The organism is Polyangiaceae bacterium (assembly GCA_016715885.1).
Taxonomy (GTDB): domain Bacteria; phylum Myxococcota_A; class Polyangia; order Polyangiales; family Polyangiaceae; genus Polyangium.
Window position 1 is genome coordinate 268,793 of sequence record JADJXL010000018.1, and the last position, 16,928, is coordinate 285,720.

Sequence of the window (16,928 nt, forward strand, 5' to 3'; positions counted from 1 at the left end):
TTTGGTGGACCTGGGCCGGCTCTGAACAGTTGGGTTCGCCTGCCTCAATGTTGGCCCAGGGCTGCTCACGTTCGTAACGTGGACGAATGCCTCGCCTACGCCAGATGCTGATGCCGGTCGTTCTCGTGGTGCTAGCAGTGGTTGCGAGCCCTCGAACTGCCGAAGCGCGACCGAAAGCCGAGGTCGAGTGGACCCGGGTCGATGCTCCTACCACCAAGGATGGTGCACGGCTCGCTAAGCACCTGCAGAGACTGCTCAAGGAAGCCAGCCGCAAAGCAGACTTTGGCAAGTCGGGCAAGGTGCTCTTGCGTGCGCGCATTGCGGAGTACGTCGTCGAGCACAAGGGAGATGTGTTGCGCATCCACTGCACGGTCATCGGTCGGCTCGAGGGGGGACCCAGTGCCAAAAGCCGCATCGCTTTTGGTGGCGATCCGAAGGATCCAAAGGCTCTCGAGAAGCAGGTGTTGACGATGGTTGCCCAGGGCGTGACCAGCCGGCTCGCAGCGATCGCCAAGGCCCGATCAACCGAAAAAAAGAAAGCAAGTGCCTTCGTATTGCGTGAGCACTCGCCAACGGCAAAAAATTGAACTACGCAGGTATTCGAGACATGGAATACGATCGGTTACTCGCTGCACTCTTCGAAGAAGAAGACCGCGCTCGCGAGATGGCTAGCCGGCTCATGAAGATCGCACAGTCTTCACGTGAAGCCGCACTTGCCGAGCGGGAAAGTCTCGTGGCGTTTCTTTGCGGACCCATGGAACGGCACATGGCCTACGAGGAGCGCAACGTTTTCCCGTCTCTCGAGCGCCGAGGACTCGGGGCCGAGGTTGGTGTGGCAATGCGACATCATGCGATGATTCGCGAAGACGCAGCAAAGCTCGCCGCCGCCACGCATGACGAAGACGTGACCCAGCTCATCTTCGACGTTGCACGACGCATGCTGCACCACACGAATTTCGAGGGGGATTACATCTACCCCGAGCTTACTTACGAAGCGTGGCGCGACTTGATGAGGGAGACCACGGGGTGAATCACTGCGCCCCACTCTCGACAGCGACCCTCGGGCCAAACTACTCTACGAACCCCTCATGAGCCTCGAGGCAGGCCGAGTCCTGAGCAACCGCTATCGGCTTGTCCGACCCCTCGGGCAGGGTTCGCAGGGTGCTGTGTGGATTGCCGATCATCTGGCGCTCAACACGCACGTCGCCGTCAAGCTCATCGACCCAGAGCTGGCGAAGCGCGAAGATGCTCGTGAGCGCTTCAAGCGCGAAGCGACGGCTGCTGCACAGCTTCGTAGTGCGCACGTCGTTCAGATCCTCGATCACGGCATCGACGAAGGGCAGCCCTTCATCGTCATGGAGTTGCTCGACGGCGAGGACCTTTTCGAGCGCCTCGACAAGCGTGGCCGCCTGTCGCTACGCGAGACGTCCAAGATCATCACGCAGGTTTGTCGTGCCCTTGCACGTGCCCATGCCGCTGGCATCGTGCATCGCGATCTGAAACCGGAGAACGTTTTCCTCTGCAACAACGATGACGAAGAAATCGTCAAAGTGCTGGACTTCGGCGTCGCGAAAGTCACCGATCCGGCCAAGGCGACGATGCAGAAAACGGGCCTCGGTACGCTCATCGGAACGCCTCACTACATGAGCCCCGAGCAGGTCAAGGGCGTTTCCGAAGTCGATTTTCGAACCGACCTGTGGGCCATCGGCGTCATTTCGTATCAGTGCGTCGTTGGCGAGTTGCCGTTCGATAGTGAGGGCGTGGGCGATCTGCTCATCAAAATCTCGATCGCCGATCCGCCGGTGCCGTCGAACGTTTTTCCAGGCGTTTCCTCGGCGTTCGATGCGTGGTTTGCCAAGGCGTGCGACCGAGATCGAACCAAGCGATTTCAGAGCGCACGGGAACTGGCTGAAGCTCTCGCGCGTGTCGTGGCATCGGTTCCCGAAGCCATGCGTGGCGCGTTGCCTCCTCGCCCCACGTCCGTTCGGCCTCCTCCGGTCACACCTGCACCATCGTCGGTTCGTGGAACCAAACCTGGGCTGCAGCCGTCGCCCCCGGCGCCTCCATCGGTACGCAAACCGCCTGCACTGCCCACTCCCACGCCCGCTGCTGCACCCGTCGCACCCAAAATCGTCGAGGTGACGCGGGATTCGATTGCCGAGCAGGAAATCGACGACTTCGACTTCGACTTCGATGACGAACCGCCGGTTGAAACGACATCACCCGAGGTACTCGCGCCGGTCGCCGCCGCCCCAGGTCCAACTGCCACCGCATCGCCAAGCGCGCCGTCGGCTGCGAAAGCATCCTCCGCCGTTGCATCACCCGCTCCGGTTGCCGCTCCGCCACCCAAACCGAGCGCTCCCACGACGAGTGTGTCGACGCCGGTTGCCATCGGGACGCCCACGTCGCCCGAGGCTCCAAGTTCTCCTGTAGCCCAGGGCCAGCCGCCTCCTACGGGGGGCACGAGTCTTGGCGCTCCGGTGCTTCAACCCGGCATGCTCGGCCCAGGGCCGGCCGCGCCCGCTCCAGCCGCCTCGCAAGCTCAGGCCGCCGCACCAACGACCGCGCCCGCCATCGTCAGCAGCGACAGAATCTCGGCACCGCCCGAGCTGGATGGTTCGCGTAAACGGAAAACGCTCGGGTTTGTCTTGGTGTTGTTTGTCTTGGCCGCTGGGTCAGTCGCGTTTTACGTCGTCCAGTCGAACATGCCTCCGCCCGAGGCCACGACGATGCCGTCTGCTTCGGCCGTCCCCATGCCGGAACCTCCGCCCGTCGTGGTCATCCCTCCGCCGTCTGCAAGTTTCGCGGCGCCCGAGACGAGCAAGCCGACGAAGTTCGTCGGCAAGCCCTGGGCACCGAACAAGCCCAAGCCCGTCAAACCTGGGCCATCCGTATCCGCTCAACCGTCACCTGCGCCCGGGCCCACCGAAGACAAACCCGGTGACGTGACGATCGAACTGCCCACGCCGCCTCCAGATGACGACTCGGTGCCCCCCGCTCCGTAGTCGTCGCGCAGTCGCCAAGTGACGAACCACGGCCCTCGTTGGGCCGCGATTCAGCATGATCGGTCGTGGGATGAAGTCGCGCTCGTGCGGCGTCGTTCGAGCGTAGAACGCATCATGGGAGCGTCGTGCCGTGTTTCAGCACCGGCGCTCCCACGAGCATCGAGCGATGGTCAGGGTCCTTCTTCGAACTCGGCGTCGATCACGCCGTCTTTGCCCTTGGCCTTGTCACCACCAGGAGGCGGTGCCGCGCCTGGTGCACCCGGACCAGCAGCTCCCTGCGGACCCGCTTTCTCGTACATCACGCTCGCGACCCGATGCATTTCCTTCTCGAGCTTCTCGAGCGCTTCTTGCACCGCGCTGTCGTCCTGCTTCTCGATCGCCGCACGCCCTTCGGCCACGATCCCGTTCAGCGTCGACACGTCACTCTCGGGCAGCTTGTCCTTGTTCTCGCTGACCGTCTTTTCGATCGTGTAGCAAAGGTTGTCGAGCTTGTTACGACGCTCGATTTCCTCCCGCCGACGCTTGTCCTCCGCCTCGTGCTCGGAAGCTTCGCGAACCATTCGTTGAATGTCGTCTTCCTTGAGCCCACCCGACGCTGTGATCGTGATGCGTTGATCCTTGCCCGTTGCCATGTCCTTCGCGTGCACGCTCAAAATGCCGTTCGCGTCGATGTCGAACGTCACCTCGATCTTCGGCATACCTCGCGGCGCAGGCATGATCCCTTCGAGGTGGAACCTGCCGAGCGTTCGGTTGTACCGAGCTTCCGTGCGTTCGCCTTGCAGCACGTGCACCTCGACAGAAGGCTGACTGTCGGTTGCCGTCGAGAAAATCTCTTTCTTCTGCGTCGGGATCGTCGTGTTGCGCGCAATCATCACCGTCATCACGCCGCCCAGCGTTTCGACACCGAGCGACAGTGGCGTCACGTCGAGCAGCACCAAATCCTTCACGTCGCCCGAGAGCACGCCGGCTTGAACTGCCGCACCGATCGCAACCACTTCGTCCGGGTTCACGCCCTTGTGCGGCTCTTTCCCGAAGAACTTCTTCACCGTCTCTTGCACGAGCGGGATACGCGTCGAACCGCCGACGAGCACCACTTCGTCGATCTGCTGCGCCGTCTTCTTTGCATCCGCGAGCGCCTTGCGAACCGGCTCCATCGTGCGTTCGATGAGCGGCCGGATCATCTGCTCGAGTTTGGCGCGGCTGAGCTGCTTCTGAAGGTGCTTGGGCCCCGATGCATCGGCCGTGAGGAACGGCAAGTTGATCGTCGTCTCTTGCACGTTGCTCAGCTCGATCTTCGCTTGCTCCGCTGCGTCCTTCAGACGCTGCAGCACCATCTTGTCGTTCGCGACGTCGATGCCCGTGTCCTTCTTGAACTCGGCGACGAGCCAATCCATCACCATGTGATCGACGTCGTCACCACCAAGGTGCGTGTCGCCGTTGGTCGAGATGACCTGCACGACGTTGTCGCCCACTTCGAGGATCGAGATGTCGAACGTGCCGCCGCCGAAGTCGTAGACGGCGATGATTTCGTCGCTCTTCTTGTCGAGCCCGTACGCAAGCGCTGCTGCGGTCGGTTCGTTCACGATGCGCTTGACTTCGAGGCCCGCGACGCGCCCGGCGTCTTTCGTTGCTTGGCGCTGCGAATCGTTGAAGTAGGCCGGCACCGTGATGACGGCCTCGGTCACTTTTTCCCCGAGGTAGTCTTCGGCCGCCTTCTTTAGTTTCTGCAGAACCTTCGCCGAAACCTCCGGCGGTGAATACGTCTTGCCGCGAATGTCGATGCTCGCGTCGCCGTTTTTCCCCTTGACGACCTTGTACGGAACGCGCTTGGTCTCCTCCGCCACCTCGTCGAACCGGCGGCCCACGAAGCGCTTGACCGAGTAAATCGTGTTGAGCGGGTTGGTGACTGCTTGCCGCTTCGCGATCTGCCCGACGAGCACCTCACCCTTGTCGTCGAACGCAACGACCGACGGCGTCAGTCGCGACCCCTCTTCGTTCACGATGACCTTGGGCTCCTTGCCCTCCATCACCGCGACGACGCTGTTCGTCGTGCCCAGATCGATGCCGATAATCTTGCCCATGAAATCCTCCGAAAGAGTCGACCGCGGAGCGCCGCGGCGCTGGCTAGCCGGGAGAGCCAAACCCCGACGCAAACATCCTTGAGCCGTAACCCTGCGGAATCATTCCTTTTTCGGTGAGCTTCCGGCTTCGCGGCTCAGTTCGGGCACGAAACTAACCACAAGGGCCCCCGCGTCAACGCTGTGTTGACGGCTTTCTGCTCCGACGCGGAAAAAATCATGCCGAAGCCAGTACTGGGTGGACAAAGCGGAAAGGGCGACACCAATTTCCTTGCGATCGTGAGCGGAGGCGTGCTACTAGCTCCGGCCCTTCGCTGCGATCCAGGGAACCAGCCATGAAGCAGAACATCCATCCCAACTACGTGATGTCGACGATTAACTGCGCTTGCGGCGCTGTCGTCGTCACTCGATCGACGCGCGGCAGCTTTACGACCGACGTCTGTTCCGCGTGCCATCCGTTCTACACCGGCAAGCACAAGGTCATGGACGTTGCGGGTCGTGTCGAGCGCTTCCGCAGGAAGTACGCGACGCCGCAAAAGTCGTCCTGAGCCTGCTCGTTTCGACGTATCCGAGCAGCTCCATCAAGCAGATGGCTCGACCTCGTTCGCCAGTATTTCGTGGTGTTACTGCTACGAGGCGACCCTGGGTCGAGCCATCTTGGTTTGCAGCGTTCAAAGCAGATCTTTGCACGCTGTGTAGAGCCCCCTCCCTCCCGCACGAGCATCCTACGCGCTACAGTGGTTGCCGATGAGCCAAGACGCCTCGCGCCCTTACATCGGCGGACAAGCCGTCATCGAGGGAGTCATGATGCGCTCCCCACGTTCGCTTTCCATCGTCTGTCGTAGACGCTCTGGGGAGCTCATCGTCCGCGAACGAGCCATGCCAACACTGGCGCAGGGGCCGCGCACGTGGCCGCTCGTCCGAGGCATCGTGACGGTGGTCGAATCGCTGAAGATTGGCTCGCAGGCGCTCAAGTGGTCGGCCGATCTGTACGAGCAGGACCTGGACGACGAGGGCAAACCCAAGTCCAAGCCTCCGTCGGCGACGAACGTTTTCACCGCCATGTCGCTCGGCGCTGTCGCGCTTGCGACGTCCGCGGGAGACCCAGGGCCGGCTGCGGGTGGTGGGAAAGGTGCGGGAGGCGTTGGAGCGCTCTCGATCCTTTTTGCCATCGGGCTCTTCGTTGCGCTTCCGCAAGTTGGCGCCGAGGGGATCAACAAGCTGTTCGGCCTGGGTCTCGATGTTCAATCCGCTGGTTTTCAAGCCATCACGGGCGCTTCCAAGCTGCTGATCGTCGTCGGCTACATGCTCTTGATTCGTCAAATCGCCGAAATTCGCCGCGTGTTTCAGTATCACGGGGCCGAACACAAGGCGATTTCGACCTACGAAGCTGGTGAAGAGCTGACCGTGGCCAACGCGGCCGCAAAAACGACGCTGCACGCTCGATGCGGCACGACGTTTCTCGTCATGGTCGCGCTCGTGTCCATCCTCGTGTTTTCCGCCGTGGGGTCCGCCTTGCCGCAACTTCCCGGAGGACGCGTGGTGCAGAGCATCGGGTTTTTCTTTATGAAACTCCCGTTTCTGCCCGTGATCGCCGCGATTACGTACGAGCTGCAGAGGTTCTTCGCCAAGTACTGCACGACGGGGCCGCTCCAAGCGCTTCTTTGGCCCGGGTTTCTCGTGCAGAAAATCACGACCGCCGAACCCGAGCCCGCGCAGCTCGAAGTGGCGCTTGCGTCTCTTCAGGCCACCCTGTGGCGTGAGAAAGCGACTTCCAGCGCGCCGGTTGAAGTGCCGGATCGGGTTTTTCCGGATTACGGACAGCTTCTCGCTGACCCAGGTTACGCCACTGCAAGCGCACGCTAAGTCGTTGCTTTGCGCGCCCGCCTGCCAACCTTCGCCCAAACACGCCATCTACCATGCTGCCCATCGAGAAGCTCGAAGCCGTCGCACGTCGATTCAGGGAGCTCGAACACTTGCTTTGTGCTCCCGAGTCTCTTTCGGATCCCAACAAGCTCCAGAAGCTCAACAAAGAGCGCACGGACCTCGAGCCGGTCATCGCTGCGTACGAGATCTTCAAGCTGAAGGTGCAAGAGCTGAAGGACGCTGTGGAGCTGGCAAAAGAGCCAGACTTTCAAGATGTCGCGTACGAGGAGATCAATCGCCTCAACGAGGAGATCCCGCAGCTCGAGACGACACTCGAGCTGCTGTTGTTGCCGAAGGATCCGAACGACGCTCGCAACACGGTGCTCGAGATCCGCAGCGGTGAAGGTGGCGAGGAAGCAGCGCTTTTCGCGGCGGACATTTTTCGCATGATCTGTCGCTACGCAGAGACGAAGCGGTGGAAGGTCGAAGTGCTCAGCCTGAGCGAAGCGGCGGCGGGAGGGTACAAAGAGGTCATCGCGCTCGTGACGGGTCAGGACGTGTATTCGCACCTGCGATACGAGGGTGGAGTGCATCGGGTGCAGCGTGTGCCCGCGACCGAGGCCCAGGGCCGAATTCACACTTCGACGGCGACAGTTGCGGTGCTTCCCGAGGCCGATGATGTCGACGTGCAGGTCGATGATCGGGACCTCGACATTTCGATCGCGGCATCCGGCGGCCCTGGGGGGCAGGGTGTGAACACGACAAACAGCGCCGTGCAGATTCGCCACATCCCGACGGGGATCATCGTCAAGTGCCAGGACGAACGTTCACAGCTCAAGAACAAAGCGAAGGCGCTGAAGGTGCTGAAGAGCCGACTGCTCGACATCGAGCGCAAGCGTCAAGAGGAAGCGCAGAGTGCCGAGCGACGCACGATGGTGGGTTCTGCCGAGCGGTCGCAGAAGATTCGCACGTACAACTATCCGCAGAACCGCGTGACGGACCATCGCATTGGCCTGACGCTGCACAAGCTCGAGCGGATCATGGACGGTGACCTCGACGAGCTCATTGCGGCGCTGCGAACGCATCGCCAAGCGGAGCTACTGAAGCAAGGGGCTGCGGGAGACACGTCGCGGGTTTCGGCGAGCCCATGATTCAGCCGCCCGATCTGGACGCGTTGCTCGTGGCGCTCGTGCTGTGTCCTGGGGCGTATTCGCGGAATCGGTTTTTCGCGCTGTTTGCCAATCCCGAGGCTTCGGCCGTTCGAAGGCGCGCGGCGCTGGTGCGCAGCATCGTGGCCGAGTTGGCGCATGCAGACCCGTTGCGCCGAGGGCGCATCGTCTCGATTGACGACAGCGACGACACCGGAAACGGGTTGCTCACGTATGTCGTCTCGTCGCTCGGGTTGCGTCGCAGCACATCGCTTTCGTCGCTCGAATTGTCGATCATTCAGTATGCAGTGGCGCGGCGAGTGGGTATTGCGGAGGGGCTCGATGCGGGTGATGGTACGCGAGAGCGGATCGAGACGGCGCTACGTGGGCTTTCGCCCGAGATGGCCGATTCTGCACGCAGCGCGCTCGAGGATGCGCTGTTTGACGATGTCGATGAATCGGTTTTGAACGACGCACCTCGCGAGGAGTAAATGGGAGGACGACATGTGCGTATTCTGTAAGATTGTGGAGAAGGCAATTCCGGCGAAGGTCTTGTTCGAGGACGACGACGTCGTGGCGTTTCACGATTTGAACCCCGTGGCGCCGGTGCACGTGCTCGTGATTCCCAAAAAGCACATCGTCGGGCTCGGGGATGCATCGCCCGAAGACGCTTTGGTGCTGGGCAAATTGCTGCTTGCTGCTCGGCGCGTGGCGGAAGAGACGTGCATTGCGCAGTCGGGATTTCGCACGGTCGTGAATCATGGCTCTCACGCGGGGCAGACCGTCTTGCACGTGCACGTGCACGTGATCGGCGGTCGAGCCATGGCGTGGCCCCCGGGCTGATTTGGGTGTTTAATGTCACCAAAACGGCAGCCCTGGGTCGGCTTTTGGTGGCAAAGATCGCAAAATAGGCAGCCCTGGGTCGGGTTTTAAGAAATCCAAATTACAGACGCTTGGCGGCCTCGGCGACCCGCTCGATCCACGCGCGCTCCTGGTCGTCCTGGGCCGGGTTGCGCTCCAGGCTCGTGCCGAGCGGTCGCGGGCGACCGGATGCGGCGTGGATGCGCAGCCAGGCCGAACGAAACTCCCCGACGCGACCATGCATCCCAAAAAACAGCGCCAACAAGTCCGGCCCAACGGCTCGGCGCGGTGACGGTCGTACTTCCAGGTCCTCCCCCGAAGGCAACCGTGCGACAAAACCTGCAACCAGATGGTCCGCCGGATCCAGCCATGGGTCGGGTGCCCCTGGGGCACCTTGCGACAACCACGCATTCACCGTCGTACGCTCCTTGTTCGGCGCGCTGTTGCCCAGGGCCAGCGATAGCCCATGCGGCGCGAGAGCCGCTTCCACTTCGGCCAGCGTCGCATCACCGCTTGCGTGCACGAGTTGCGACACGGCATCCAGCACCGGGACCCTGGGCCGCGGAGAGCTTGGGCGGACCTGGGGTACCTCGCGCGGCAACAAGTTCCCTGGATTCATGATCCCATGCGGATCGAACTCCCGCCGAAGCGCATGAATGATGGGCACCCCCAACCCCAGCTCGGCCCCGAGCCGTGGCGCCTTGCTTCGCCCAACTCCATGGTGGTGCGATAACGTCCCCCCAGCTCCAATCGCCGCATCCATCGCCGTACGCCACGTTGCATCGTAGACGGATTCCATCGCCGCGGGAGTCGGCGCACTCCCGGCAAACGTGAAGTAGATGCTGCATCCATCCGGATACGCATGAGAAAGGTGTGCCATGACGAACACGTGTTTCCCAAGCGCTTCGCGCACGGCACGGTACAGCTCTCCAAGCCGTGACCAAGGCGCCGCAACCTCCATCGTGTCGCTGAACGCCCCTGCCATGAACACAGGCGACTGCCGATAACTCACGCTGTACCGGTGCGCGAGCCAATGCCGAGCGGGCCCTTCGCCCAGGTCTCGACCTCCTTGCCCCAGGGCCATCGTCTTGGCACGCCCCATGTCCGCTTCGGTATGCTCCGACGAACCCTCGAACAACACGATCAGCGTCGCGCCGCCCATGAGCCCCGACGGCGCCGCATCGATGAGCTTGTTCACCATCCCAGGACGTCGAAGGACTTTTCGCAGGACCGCTGCGCCAAACCCCGCTCCTTGACCGGATGCTTCATGGTGCTCCGTCGACTTCCGTTTGGCTCGACGCACCGATCCGAGACGCGCAATGAAAGAATCGAATACATCGTAGAGCCGAGCGACCGCGGGCCGAAGCCCCGCTTGGAACATCGACCGCAAAAACTCCCATCCAGCTTCCACGTTCGGGAACGAAAACGCACCGAACGTCCGAGATTGCGGCGCAGGATGAAGCCGCAGCTCGGCGCTCGTGACGACCCCCAAAACCCCTTCGCTGCCAATGATGAGCGGCGTGATGTCCGGTCCCAGCGTTCGGCGGCGAAATCGCACGATGTCGCCATTTCCCACGACGCATTCGAGCGACACCACCATGTCTTCGATTTTCCCGTACAACCCCGAACATTGCCCGGCACTACGCGCAGCGATCCAACCTCCCACCGTGGAACACAATATCGACGACGGAAAGTGCCCAAGCGTGAAGCCCGCAGCCTCGAGCTCCTCTTCGAGCCTGATTCCCAGCGCTCCGGCACCCACGTCGAGCACTCCGGCTTCGCGATCGATTCCGCGAATGCTCGAAATGCGTTTCAGGTCCAGCACCACCGTGCGGTTGTCCGGTAATACCCCGCCGCATACCCCCGAACCCGCGCCAAAGGGCACGACGGGCACGCCTTCGTTTGCGCACAGGCGGACGATCGAAGCAACTTCCTCTACCGATCGAGGCCAAACGACGACATCCGGCTTGTGGTCGGCAATGCGCCCGGCGGAAACCGCCAAATGGTGACGCGGCCAGAGGTCTCGGGCGTACGCAATGCGATCGATAGGTGAGGCGGAAACGACGACGCCCGGAACGACTTCTTCGATCCTTGCTGCAATCGTCAAACCAGGCCTCCCTCGGACCTCATCACTTGCGCTCGGCAACGATAATCAGTCGCGGCGATTCGGAGCCAAAAAACACGCCCGGATGAGCTGGATGCCCCGTCACCTCGAGCACCTTGAAATCAGCGTCGTGCATCATTTTGCCGATTTCATGCAAATTGTAGAGCCGCATCGAGTAATCGATTTCGCGCGAGCGGCCGTCGTCGAACATGGCCGTGCGCTTCACTTTCAGGCGGCTCGAAAAGAAGTCGACCTGCATTTCGTCCATGCAGACGCATCCATCCCCCTCGAACCACACCATGCTGGGCTGGCGCGGAGCAACGTAATCGCGATTGATGATGTCCAGGACCAAAATGCCGCCCGTGCGCAATGCGCGATGCATCCGCTGGAGCACGTCGAAGTTTTTCTCGTCGTCGAAATATCCGAAACTCGTCGACCACGAATACACGCCGTCGAAGACCTGATCGAAGGTCATCTCGCGCATGTCACCTTGCAAAAAATTCAGCTTTTGGCCGCGGTCCTGCGCTTCCTCGGCGGCCAGCGCGAGCATGTTGAGCGACAAGTCGTAACCCACGACCGCATAGCCTCGGCTGGACAATTCGACCGCGTGCCTACCCGTACCGCAGGCCAAGTCGAGAATCGTGGCCCCTTTTTCCAGCCCCAGACATTGCTCGATGAAATCCACTTCCCGATGGATGACTTTGGTATCCGTGCGATCCATCGTGCGAATGAAATCGTCGTCGAAAAGGTCCTCCCACCACGGGCGCTGACGCCGGCGGCTCGGTTCGGGCAGCGTTGGAGGCTTTTGCGGCGCTTGTGCCGGAGCAGCCACGGGCGGCGGCGCTGTCTTGACGGGTGGCGGCGCTTTGGGAGGTAGCGGAGGAGGTGCAGGTTTTTTGGGCGCCGCTGCAGTCGGCTGTGCGGGTGCCGGTTGCGCCTCGACCTCGATCTCCTCCTCCGCCTCGATGTCGTGAGCCGCAAGCTCGGCACCCTCTTTGCTGATGGGCACTTCGAGCTCGACGTCGGCACCGTCGTCAACGGGCTCGATGGGAGGCAGCACGATTTCCGTCGGCGTCGGACCAGCAGACGCCGATGGCGCTTCTTTCAGCGTCGGTGGTGGGGTTTCTTTGGCGGGTAGTGGCGGTGGAGTCGCCGCGGCATCTTTCGCCGGCACCGGTGGCGGCGTCGCTTCGCGCGCAGGCAGGGGCGGCGGAGTGGTTCCCTTGGCGGGCAGCGGCGGAGGCAGTGCGGCGTCTTTCGCTGCTTGTGCCGTTCCGGATGCCAAGGCCGTCGCAATCTCGGCGACCTTCGGGGGCGCTGGTGTCCAGCCGTCTTCCGGGATCTCGACGGCAGCCCTGGGTTGAGGCTTGGGCGGCGGAGCCGAGGGCGTTTCCGTCGTGGCGACGTTCGCTGCAGCCGCCGGTTCGTCAGGCCGCGGAACACTGACCGGCGGAAGGTCATCGCCGATGGCCAGAATGCGCATGGGCCGGATCGGTTCCATTTCGGAAGGATCCGCGGGTGCCGAAAGAGGCGGCGGCTCTGGGCCGACTTCCTGCACCACGACCGTGGGCAAAGCTTCGAGGGGTGGAGGTGGCGGCGACTTCGTTACCGGCGCGAATGGCGGCGTTTGTACGGGCAAACTCGGTACGACCGGGACGGCTTGAGCTACCGGCGGCGGCGTTTCGCTGAGCTGCTGCTGATCGGTCGTGACGTCGTCTTCGGTTTTGACGACGCGGCGCGAGCGGCGACGAAGCGGCCCAGTGCTGGGGCGATCTTCGGTGGCTGGAGGCATGCCGTCGATGGTGCTCGGCGGCATGTCGAACGAGGATTGGGACAGTGGAGCCGCGTTGCGTGGAGCAGACACGCGCGGCGGTGGAGCCGACGAAGACCGTGGCGGAAACGATCCTGGAGGGTTGCGCGATGGGCGCGGCGGTGCTGGGACGCTTGGGTTGGGACGCGGGGCGGCTGGAATAGCACCCACGTCGGTCGACACCGATGCTGCACCTACGGGCGGAGACGGTTGCGAGCCCGGGGCTTGGGTATTTTCGCTGGACGGCGATTCACTCATCCGACGCGCGCTCCGTGCAGAGACTGACCCAGTTGAATGGGTCCACTCTGGATTCCCCAAGGCATCGCTTTCCCTGGTTCGACAAACACGACGGCTGTCGAGCCAAGATGAAACATCCCGATCTCGCTGCCGCGTTCGACGTGAATGTTCGGATTGAGCCGATGCTCTCCAATGGGAACATCACGCTCGTCGATGCCCGTAACCGTAATTCGACCGACGACGATTGCGCCGACCATGACCACCGTCACGCGTCCTTGCGTCGCCGTGTCGATGCAAATCGCGACGCGGCGGTTGCGCGCAAAAAGCATCGGTATGTGCCTTTCGCCGATGGAGTTGACCGGGAAGAGATCACCTGGAAATGATCGAACGATCGTGATCTCACCTGCGACGGGTGCATGAACGCGGTGGTAGTCGCGAGGGCTCAAGTAGACGACGGCAAACTGTCCGCCTTCGTAGCGACGTGCGTCGACGGGATCGCCCACGAGATCGAGCGTCGTGTAGTTGCGTCCCTTGATCTTGAACGTTCCATCGCGCTCGATGGGCCCAAAGGATTCGATACGCCCGTCGGCCGGACTGACGATCGCATCTGGGTCGTTGCAGATCGGTCGCGCACCATCGCGTAGCGGGCGCGTGAAGAACTCGTCGAAGCACGAGTAGCCGCCTTCGGGATGCACAGCCTCGTCCATGTTGACGCGATACGCGCGTGCAAATGTCCCCACCACGGCCGATGCAACCACCGATGGCAGCGGAATATCGCAGAGAGTGCCCACAACGCGGGTGATGCGCTCTCGCGGAAGTACTCGCAGTAGCTGAGCGGCGGCGTACGTAGCGATCATTGTAGAAATCTTAGAAGACAGCCTGCCGAGCTTAGGCGGCCGTCCCTTTGGGGGTCAACGGCGGACCGCTGTGCGGCTCCGCTTTTGACGGGGGTTCATTCATGCGGCCAGGCAGGACCGTCCAGAGGATGGCTGCACGGCAGCGCGAGGGGTGCGGTGCGCAAATGTAGCCAAAGTTGCGAAAGCGGCTACGGGTGAGGCGGGATTTTGTGTGGAATGGATTGCGACAAAGGCAGCCCTGGGGTGCCGTTTTGGATCTGAGATCACCAAAAAGGCAGCCCTGGGGTGCCCTTTTGGTAATTTGCACATCGTTGTTCCAGAGCGCGATCCGTTTCGGTGCAGCGTGCCCACCTCGGCGCTCGGTCTTGGTGCACTCCTCCCGCGCGGCCACGCGATCCACCGCGATTTGCCACGTTTTTCATGCCGGCACGATTCTGGCACTGACCTCGGAACACACACGCCGACAAGGCATCGGCAGGAGGATTCGCATGGAAATCACGTTCTGGGGCGTCCGTGGCAGCATCGCTTCTCCAGGTCCAGAAACCGCAGGCGTCGGCGGTAACACGAGCTGCGTCGAGGTCCGGTGCGGAAAGCAGCGCATCATCCTCGATGCCGGCACCGGCATCCGACAGCTCGGCGACAAGATGATGGCCGAAGGCCCCGTCGAAGCGACACTGCTCTTGTCGCATCTGCACTGGGACCACATTCAGGGCATCCCCTTCTTCGTCCCCGCATACGTGCCCACGTCCCGCCTGCAAATTGTTGGGGGCACAAACGGAATGATGTCCCTCCGCGACGCGCTCGCCTATCAAATGACCGCGCCCGTCTTCCCCGTTCGCCTGGACGAACTCGGCGCCGCCATCGATTGGCGCGAAGTCCGCTCCGGCGAGCGCTTCAAGATCGACGACGTCGACGTGCGCGTCATGCGCCAAAATCACCCCGGCGGATCCTACGCCTACCGCCTCGACTATGGCGGCCGCAGCGTCGTCTACGCGACCGACACCGAACACTACTCGTGCGTCGATCCTGCGCTCGCCACGCTCGCTCGAGGTGCCGATGTCCTCATCTACGACTCGCAGTACACGCCCGACGAATACCGCGGCACCACGCCGTACAACTCGAAAGTCGGCTGGGGACATTCCACCTACGTCGCTGGCGTCGAGCTCGCGAAGGCCGCGGGCGTCGGGCAGTACGTGCTCTTCCATCACGACCCGCGCCGCAACGACGCTGGCGTCGCCGATGTCGAAAGGCTCGCCCGTGACCTCTTTCCTCACACGGTCGCCGCACGCGAAGGGCTGACGCTGGGGCTCTTGCCTTTGGCGAAGGCCGCGTGATGGCTCTCCCAGCGCTCCGCGTGGAGCCGTGCATGATGACGGATGCGGCGTGGGCACCTATGCTCGACGTCGCACCGCTCTCCATGTCGCGCCTTTCGCTTCTCGTCGATCTTGCATCACTGCTCGCACGCGAGGTCGACCTCGATGCGCTGCTCGGGACCGCGTGCGAGCGCCTTGCGCAGACGATGAACGCAGATCGAGCCACCATCTGGCTCGTCGACGCCGAGCAAGGCGACCTCGTCACGCGCGTCGCCGTGCTCCCCGAGCTGCCCGCATTGCGGCAACCGCAAGGCAAGGGAATTGCCGGCTACGTCGCACGATCGGGTGAGGTCGTGCGTGTCGACGACGCTCCACGCGATGCGCGGTTCGATCCATCCGCCGACAAGGCCACTGGATACACCACGCGATCCATGCTCGTCGCGCCCATCCGTGAAGACATGCGCGCTCCGGTGCGCGGCGTCGTCCAGCTCCTCAACAAGCACGGAGGTCCGTTCGACGACGAGGACGAACGGTACCTCGTGGCGCTCTCGAGTCAGCTCGCACGCGCGCTCTCGATGACGACGCTGCGAGCTGCCGATGGCGGAAACCCAGGCCTCGTCCTGCAAGGACCGTTCAACCGCATCGTCGGTCGAAGCCCCGCGATCACCGCGGTCTACGAAAAGATACAACTTGCAGCTCAAACGGATGCCACGGTGCTCCTGCGAGGAGAAACCGGCAGCGGCAAAGGCCTCTTTGCTCGCGCCATCCACGTCAATTCGCGCCGTCAAGCAAGGCCCTTCGTCACCGTCGACTGCACGACGCTGCCTGCGCAACTCGTCGAAAGCGAGCTCTTCGGCCACGAGCGCGGAGCGTTTACGGGCGCTGACAGACGCGTTCCTGGCAAGGTCGAATTGTCCGAAGGCGGAACACTTTTTCTCGACGAGCTTGGCGACTTACCGCTCGACATCCAGGGCAAACTCCTCCGATTCCTTCAGGATCGAACATTCGAACGCGTCGGCGGACGCAGCACCTTGCGCGCCGATGTCCGCATCGTTTGCGCCACACATCGAGACCTCGAAAAGGCCGTCGCTGAAGGCAGATTCCGCGAAGACCTCTACTACCGCGTACGCGTCGTCGAGATCGAACTACCTCCGCTCCGCGCTCGCGGGCGCGACGAGATCGAATCGCTCGCGCGACACTTCGCCGACGTCTACGCGCAACGTTACGGCAGGCCCACGCCTAGCTTCGAACCGTCGGCTCTCACGGCGATCGCCACACACTCGTGGCCGGGGAACGTCCGCGAGCTCGAGCACTGGATCGAAAGCGCCATCGCGCTCGCTCCCGATGGTCGTATCACCGCCACACATTTGCCTCAGCGCAAACCGAAGACGTTACCAGGTATCGAACAACCACCTCTGCCAGCGATTGTCACGACAGACCAGGCCGAAGGAGAAATCAAGATCCCGTTGAGTTTGTCTCTCGATGACGCCGTCGAACGTTACGTATCCGCGGTCGTCGATGCCTGCGGCGGCAACAAGACCGAAGCTGCACGTAGGCTCGGCGTCGGTCGCAACACGATCGCTCGCGCGCTCGCACGTCACGCGGGTCCGCCATCACGCGGATCGAACCCCGGTAACGACGACTAACGC

Annotated in this window: 14 protein-coding genes; 10 read left to right on the forward strand and 4 right to left on the reverse strand. The window is 62.5% G+C overall.

Features of this window, described 5'->3' with window-relative positions; all coding sequences use genetic code 11:
• Positions 1 to 86 precede the first annotated feature (86 nt).
• From IPM54_22215 to IPM54_22225, 3 genes are read left to right on the forward strand one after another with little or no spacing between them, the layout of a single operon-like run.
• A complete protein-coding gene (locus IPM54_22215; protein ID MBK9262506.1) occupies positions 87 to 587 on the forward strand; it encodes a hypothetical protein in 501 nt (166 codons plus the stop codon).
• Between the two features lie 20 nt (positions 588 to 607).
• A complete protein-coding gene (locus tag IPM54_22220) occupies positions 608 to 1,030 on the forward strand; it encodes a hemerythrin domain-containing protein (GenBank protein ID MBK9262507.1) in 423 nt (140 codons plus the stop codon).
• 58 nt (positions 1,031 to 1,088) lie between these two features.
• The gene (locus tag IPM54_22225; protein ID MBK9262508.1) at positions 1,089 to 3,005 is read left to right on the forward strand and encodes a protein kinase; all 1,917 of its coding nucleotides are present in this window, start codon (positions 1,089 to 1,091) and stop codon (positions 3,003 to 3,005) included.
• Between the two features lie 170 nt (positions 3,006 to 3,175).
• On the opposite strand, the gene dnaK is transcribed toward IPM54_22225, so the two are convergent.
• Positions 3,176 to 5,086 carry a molecular chaperone DnaK gene (gene dnaK, locus IPM54_22230; GenBank protein ID MBK9262509.1) on the reverse strand — a complete coding sequence of 637 codons (1,911 nt, stop codon included), beginning with the start codon at positions 5,084 to 5,086 and terminating at the stop codon, positions 3,176 to 3,178.
• A 332-nt stretch (positions 5,087 to 5,418) separates the two neighbouring features.
• On the opposite strand from dnaK, the gene rpmE reads away from it, so the two are divergent.
• The 5 genes from rpmE to IPM54_22255 all read left to right on the forward strand — a co-directional run bounded on the left by rpmE (position 5,419) and on the right by IPM54_22255 (position 8,940).
• Positions 5,419 to 5,631, forward strand: coding sequence for a 50S ribosomal protein L31 (gene rpmE / locus IPM54_22235; protein MBK9262510.1), 213 nt, complete (start codon positions 5,419 to 5,421; stop codon positions 5,629 to 5,631).
• A gap of 199 nt (positions 5,632 to 5,830) precedes the next feature.
• Complete coding sequence (locus IPM54_22240; protein ID MBK9262511.1) at positions 5,831 to 6,949, forward strand: DUF1385 domain-containing protein; 1,119 nt, start codon at positions 5,831 to 5,833, stop codon at positions 6,947 to 6,949.
• 53 nt (positions 6,950 to 7,002) lie between these two features.
• The gene (gene prfA, locus IPM54_22245; protein ID MBK9262512.1) at positions 7,003 to 8,100 is read left to right on the forward strand and encodes a peptide chain release factor 1; all 1,098 of its coding nucleotides are present in this window, start codon (positions 7,003 to 7,005) and stop codon (positions 8,098 to 8,100) included.
• On the forward strand, positions 8,097 to 8,588 hold the full coding sequence (locus IPM54_22250; protein MBK9262513.1) for a hypothetical protein: 492 nt from the start codon (positions 8,097 to 8,099) through the stop codon (positions 8,586 to 8,588). Before prfA ends, IPM54_22250 begins: the two co-directional genes overlap by 4 nt.
• Before the next feature lie 13 nt (positions 8,589 to 8,601).
• Positions 8,602 to 8,940, forward strand: a complete 339-nt coding sequence (locus tag IPM54_22255) for a histidine triad nucleotide-binding protein (protein ID MBK9262514.1) — start codon at positions 8,602 to 8,604, stop codon at positions 8,938 to 8,940.
• A 100-nt stretch (positions 8,941 to 9,040) separates the two neighbouring features.
• Here the strand turns inward: IPM54_22255 and IPM54_22260 are convergent, their stop codons facing one another.
• Genes IPM54_22260 through psd form a run of 3 tightly spaced genes read right to left on the reverse strand, consistent with a single transcriptional unit; the run spans position 9,041 to position 13,852 of the window.
• The gene (locus tag IPM54_22260) at positions 9,041 to 11,065 is read right to left on the reverse strand and encodes an FAD-binding oxidoreductase (protein MBK9262515.1); all 2,025 of its coding nucleotides are present in this window, start codon (positions 11,063 to 11,065) and stop codon (positions 9,041 to 9,043) included.
• A gap of 22 nt (positions 11,066 to 11,087) precedes the next feature.
• A complete protein-coding gene (locus IPM54_22265) occupies positions 11,088 to 13,130 on the reverse strand; it encodes a methyltransferase domain-containing protein (protein MBK9262516.1) in 2,043 nt (680 codons plus the stop codon).
• On the reverse strand, positions 13,127 to 13,852 hold the full coding sequence (gene psd / locus IPM54_22270) for a phosphatidylserine decarboxylase (GenBank protein ID MBK9262517.1): 726 nt from the start codon (positions 13,850 to 13,852) through the stop codon (positions 13,127 to 13,129). Before psd ends, IPM54_22265 begins: the two co-directional genes overlap by 4 nt.
• 602 nt (positions 13,853 to 14,454) lie before the next feature.
• On the opposite strand from psd, the gene IPM54_22275 reads away from it, so the two are divergent.
• The gene (locus tag IPM54_22275; GenBank protein ID MBK9262518.1) at positions 14,455 to 15,300 is read left to right on the forward strand and encodes an MBL fold metallo-hydrolase; all 846 of its coding nucleotides are present in this window, start codon (positions 14,455 to 14,457) and stop codon (positions 15,298 to 15,300) included.
• Between the two features lie 83 nt (positions 15,301 to 15,383).
• Complete coding sequence (locus tag IPM54_22280) at positions 15,384 to 16,925, forward strand: sigma-54-dependent Fis family transcriptional regulator (protein ID MBK9262519.1); 1,542 nt, start codon at positions 15,384 to 15,386, stop codon at positions 16,923 to 16,925.
• Positions 16,926 to 16,928 lie beyond the last annotated feature (3 nt).

What these genes read in the sequence shown, in the direction of transcription:
- IPM54_22215 (MBK9262506.1), top strand. Translation starts at nt 87, where the DNA reads ATGCCTCGCCTACGCCAGATGCTGATGCCGGTCGTTCTCGTGGTGCTA.
- IPM54_22220 (MBK9262507.1), top strand. Translation starts at nt 608, where the DNA reads ATGGAATACGATCGGTTACTCGCTGCACTCTTCGAAGAAGAAGACCGC.
- IPM54_22225 (MBK9262508.1), top strand. Translation starts at nt 1,089, where the DNA reads ATGAGCCTCGAGGCAGGCCGAGTCCTGAGCAACCGCTATCGGCTTGTC.
- dnaK (MBK9262509.1), bottom strand. Translation starts at nt 5,086, where the DNA reads ATGGGCAAGATTATCGGCATCGATCTGGGCACGACGAACAGCGTCGTC.
- rpmE (MBK9262510.1), top strand. Translation starts at nt 5,419, where the DNA reads ATGAAGCAGAACATCCATCCCAACTACGTGATGTCGACGATTAACTGC.
- IPM54_22240 (MBK9262511.1), top strand. Translation starts at nt 5,831, where the DNA reads ATGAGCCAAGACGCCTCGCGCCCTTACATCGGCGGACAAGCCGTCATC.
- prfA (MBK9262512.1), top strand. Translation starts at nt 7,003, where the DNA reads ATGCTGCCCATCGAGAAGCTCGAAGCCGTCGCACGTCGATTCAGGGAG.
- IPM54_22250 (MBK9262513.1), top strand. Translation starts at nt 8,097, where the DNA reads ATGATTCAGCCGCCCGATCTGGACGCGTTGCTCGTGGCGCTCGTGCTG.
- IPM54_22255 (MBK9262514.1), top strand. Translation starts at nt 8,602, where the DNA reads ATGTGCGTATTCTGTAAGATTGTGGAGAAGGCAATTCCGGCGAAGGTC.
- IPM54_22265 (MBK9262516.1), bottom strand. Translation starts at nt 13,130, where the DNA reads ATGAGTGAATCGCCGTCCAGCGAAAATACCCAAGCCCCGGGCTCGCAA.
- IPM54_22275 (MBK9262518.1), top strand. Translation starts at nt 14,455, where the DNA reads ATGGAAATCACGTTCTGGGGCGTCCGTGGCAGCATCGCTTCTCCAGGT.
- IPM54_22280 (MBK9262519.1), top strand. Translation starts at nt 15,384, where the DNA reads ATGTCGCGCCTTTCGCTTCTCGTCGATCTTGCATCACTGCTCGCACGC.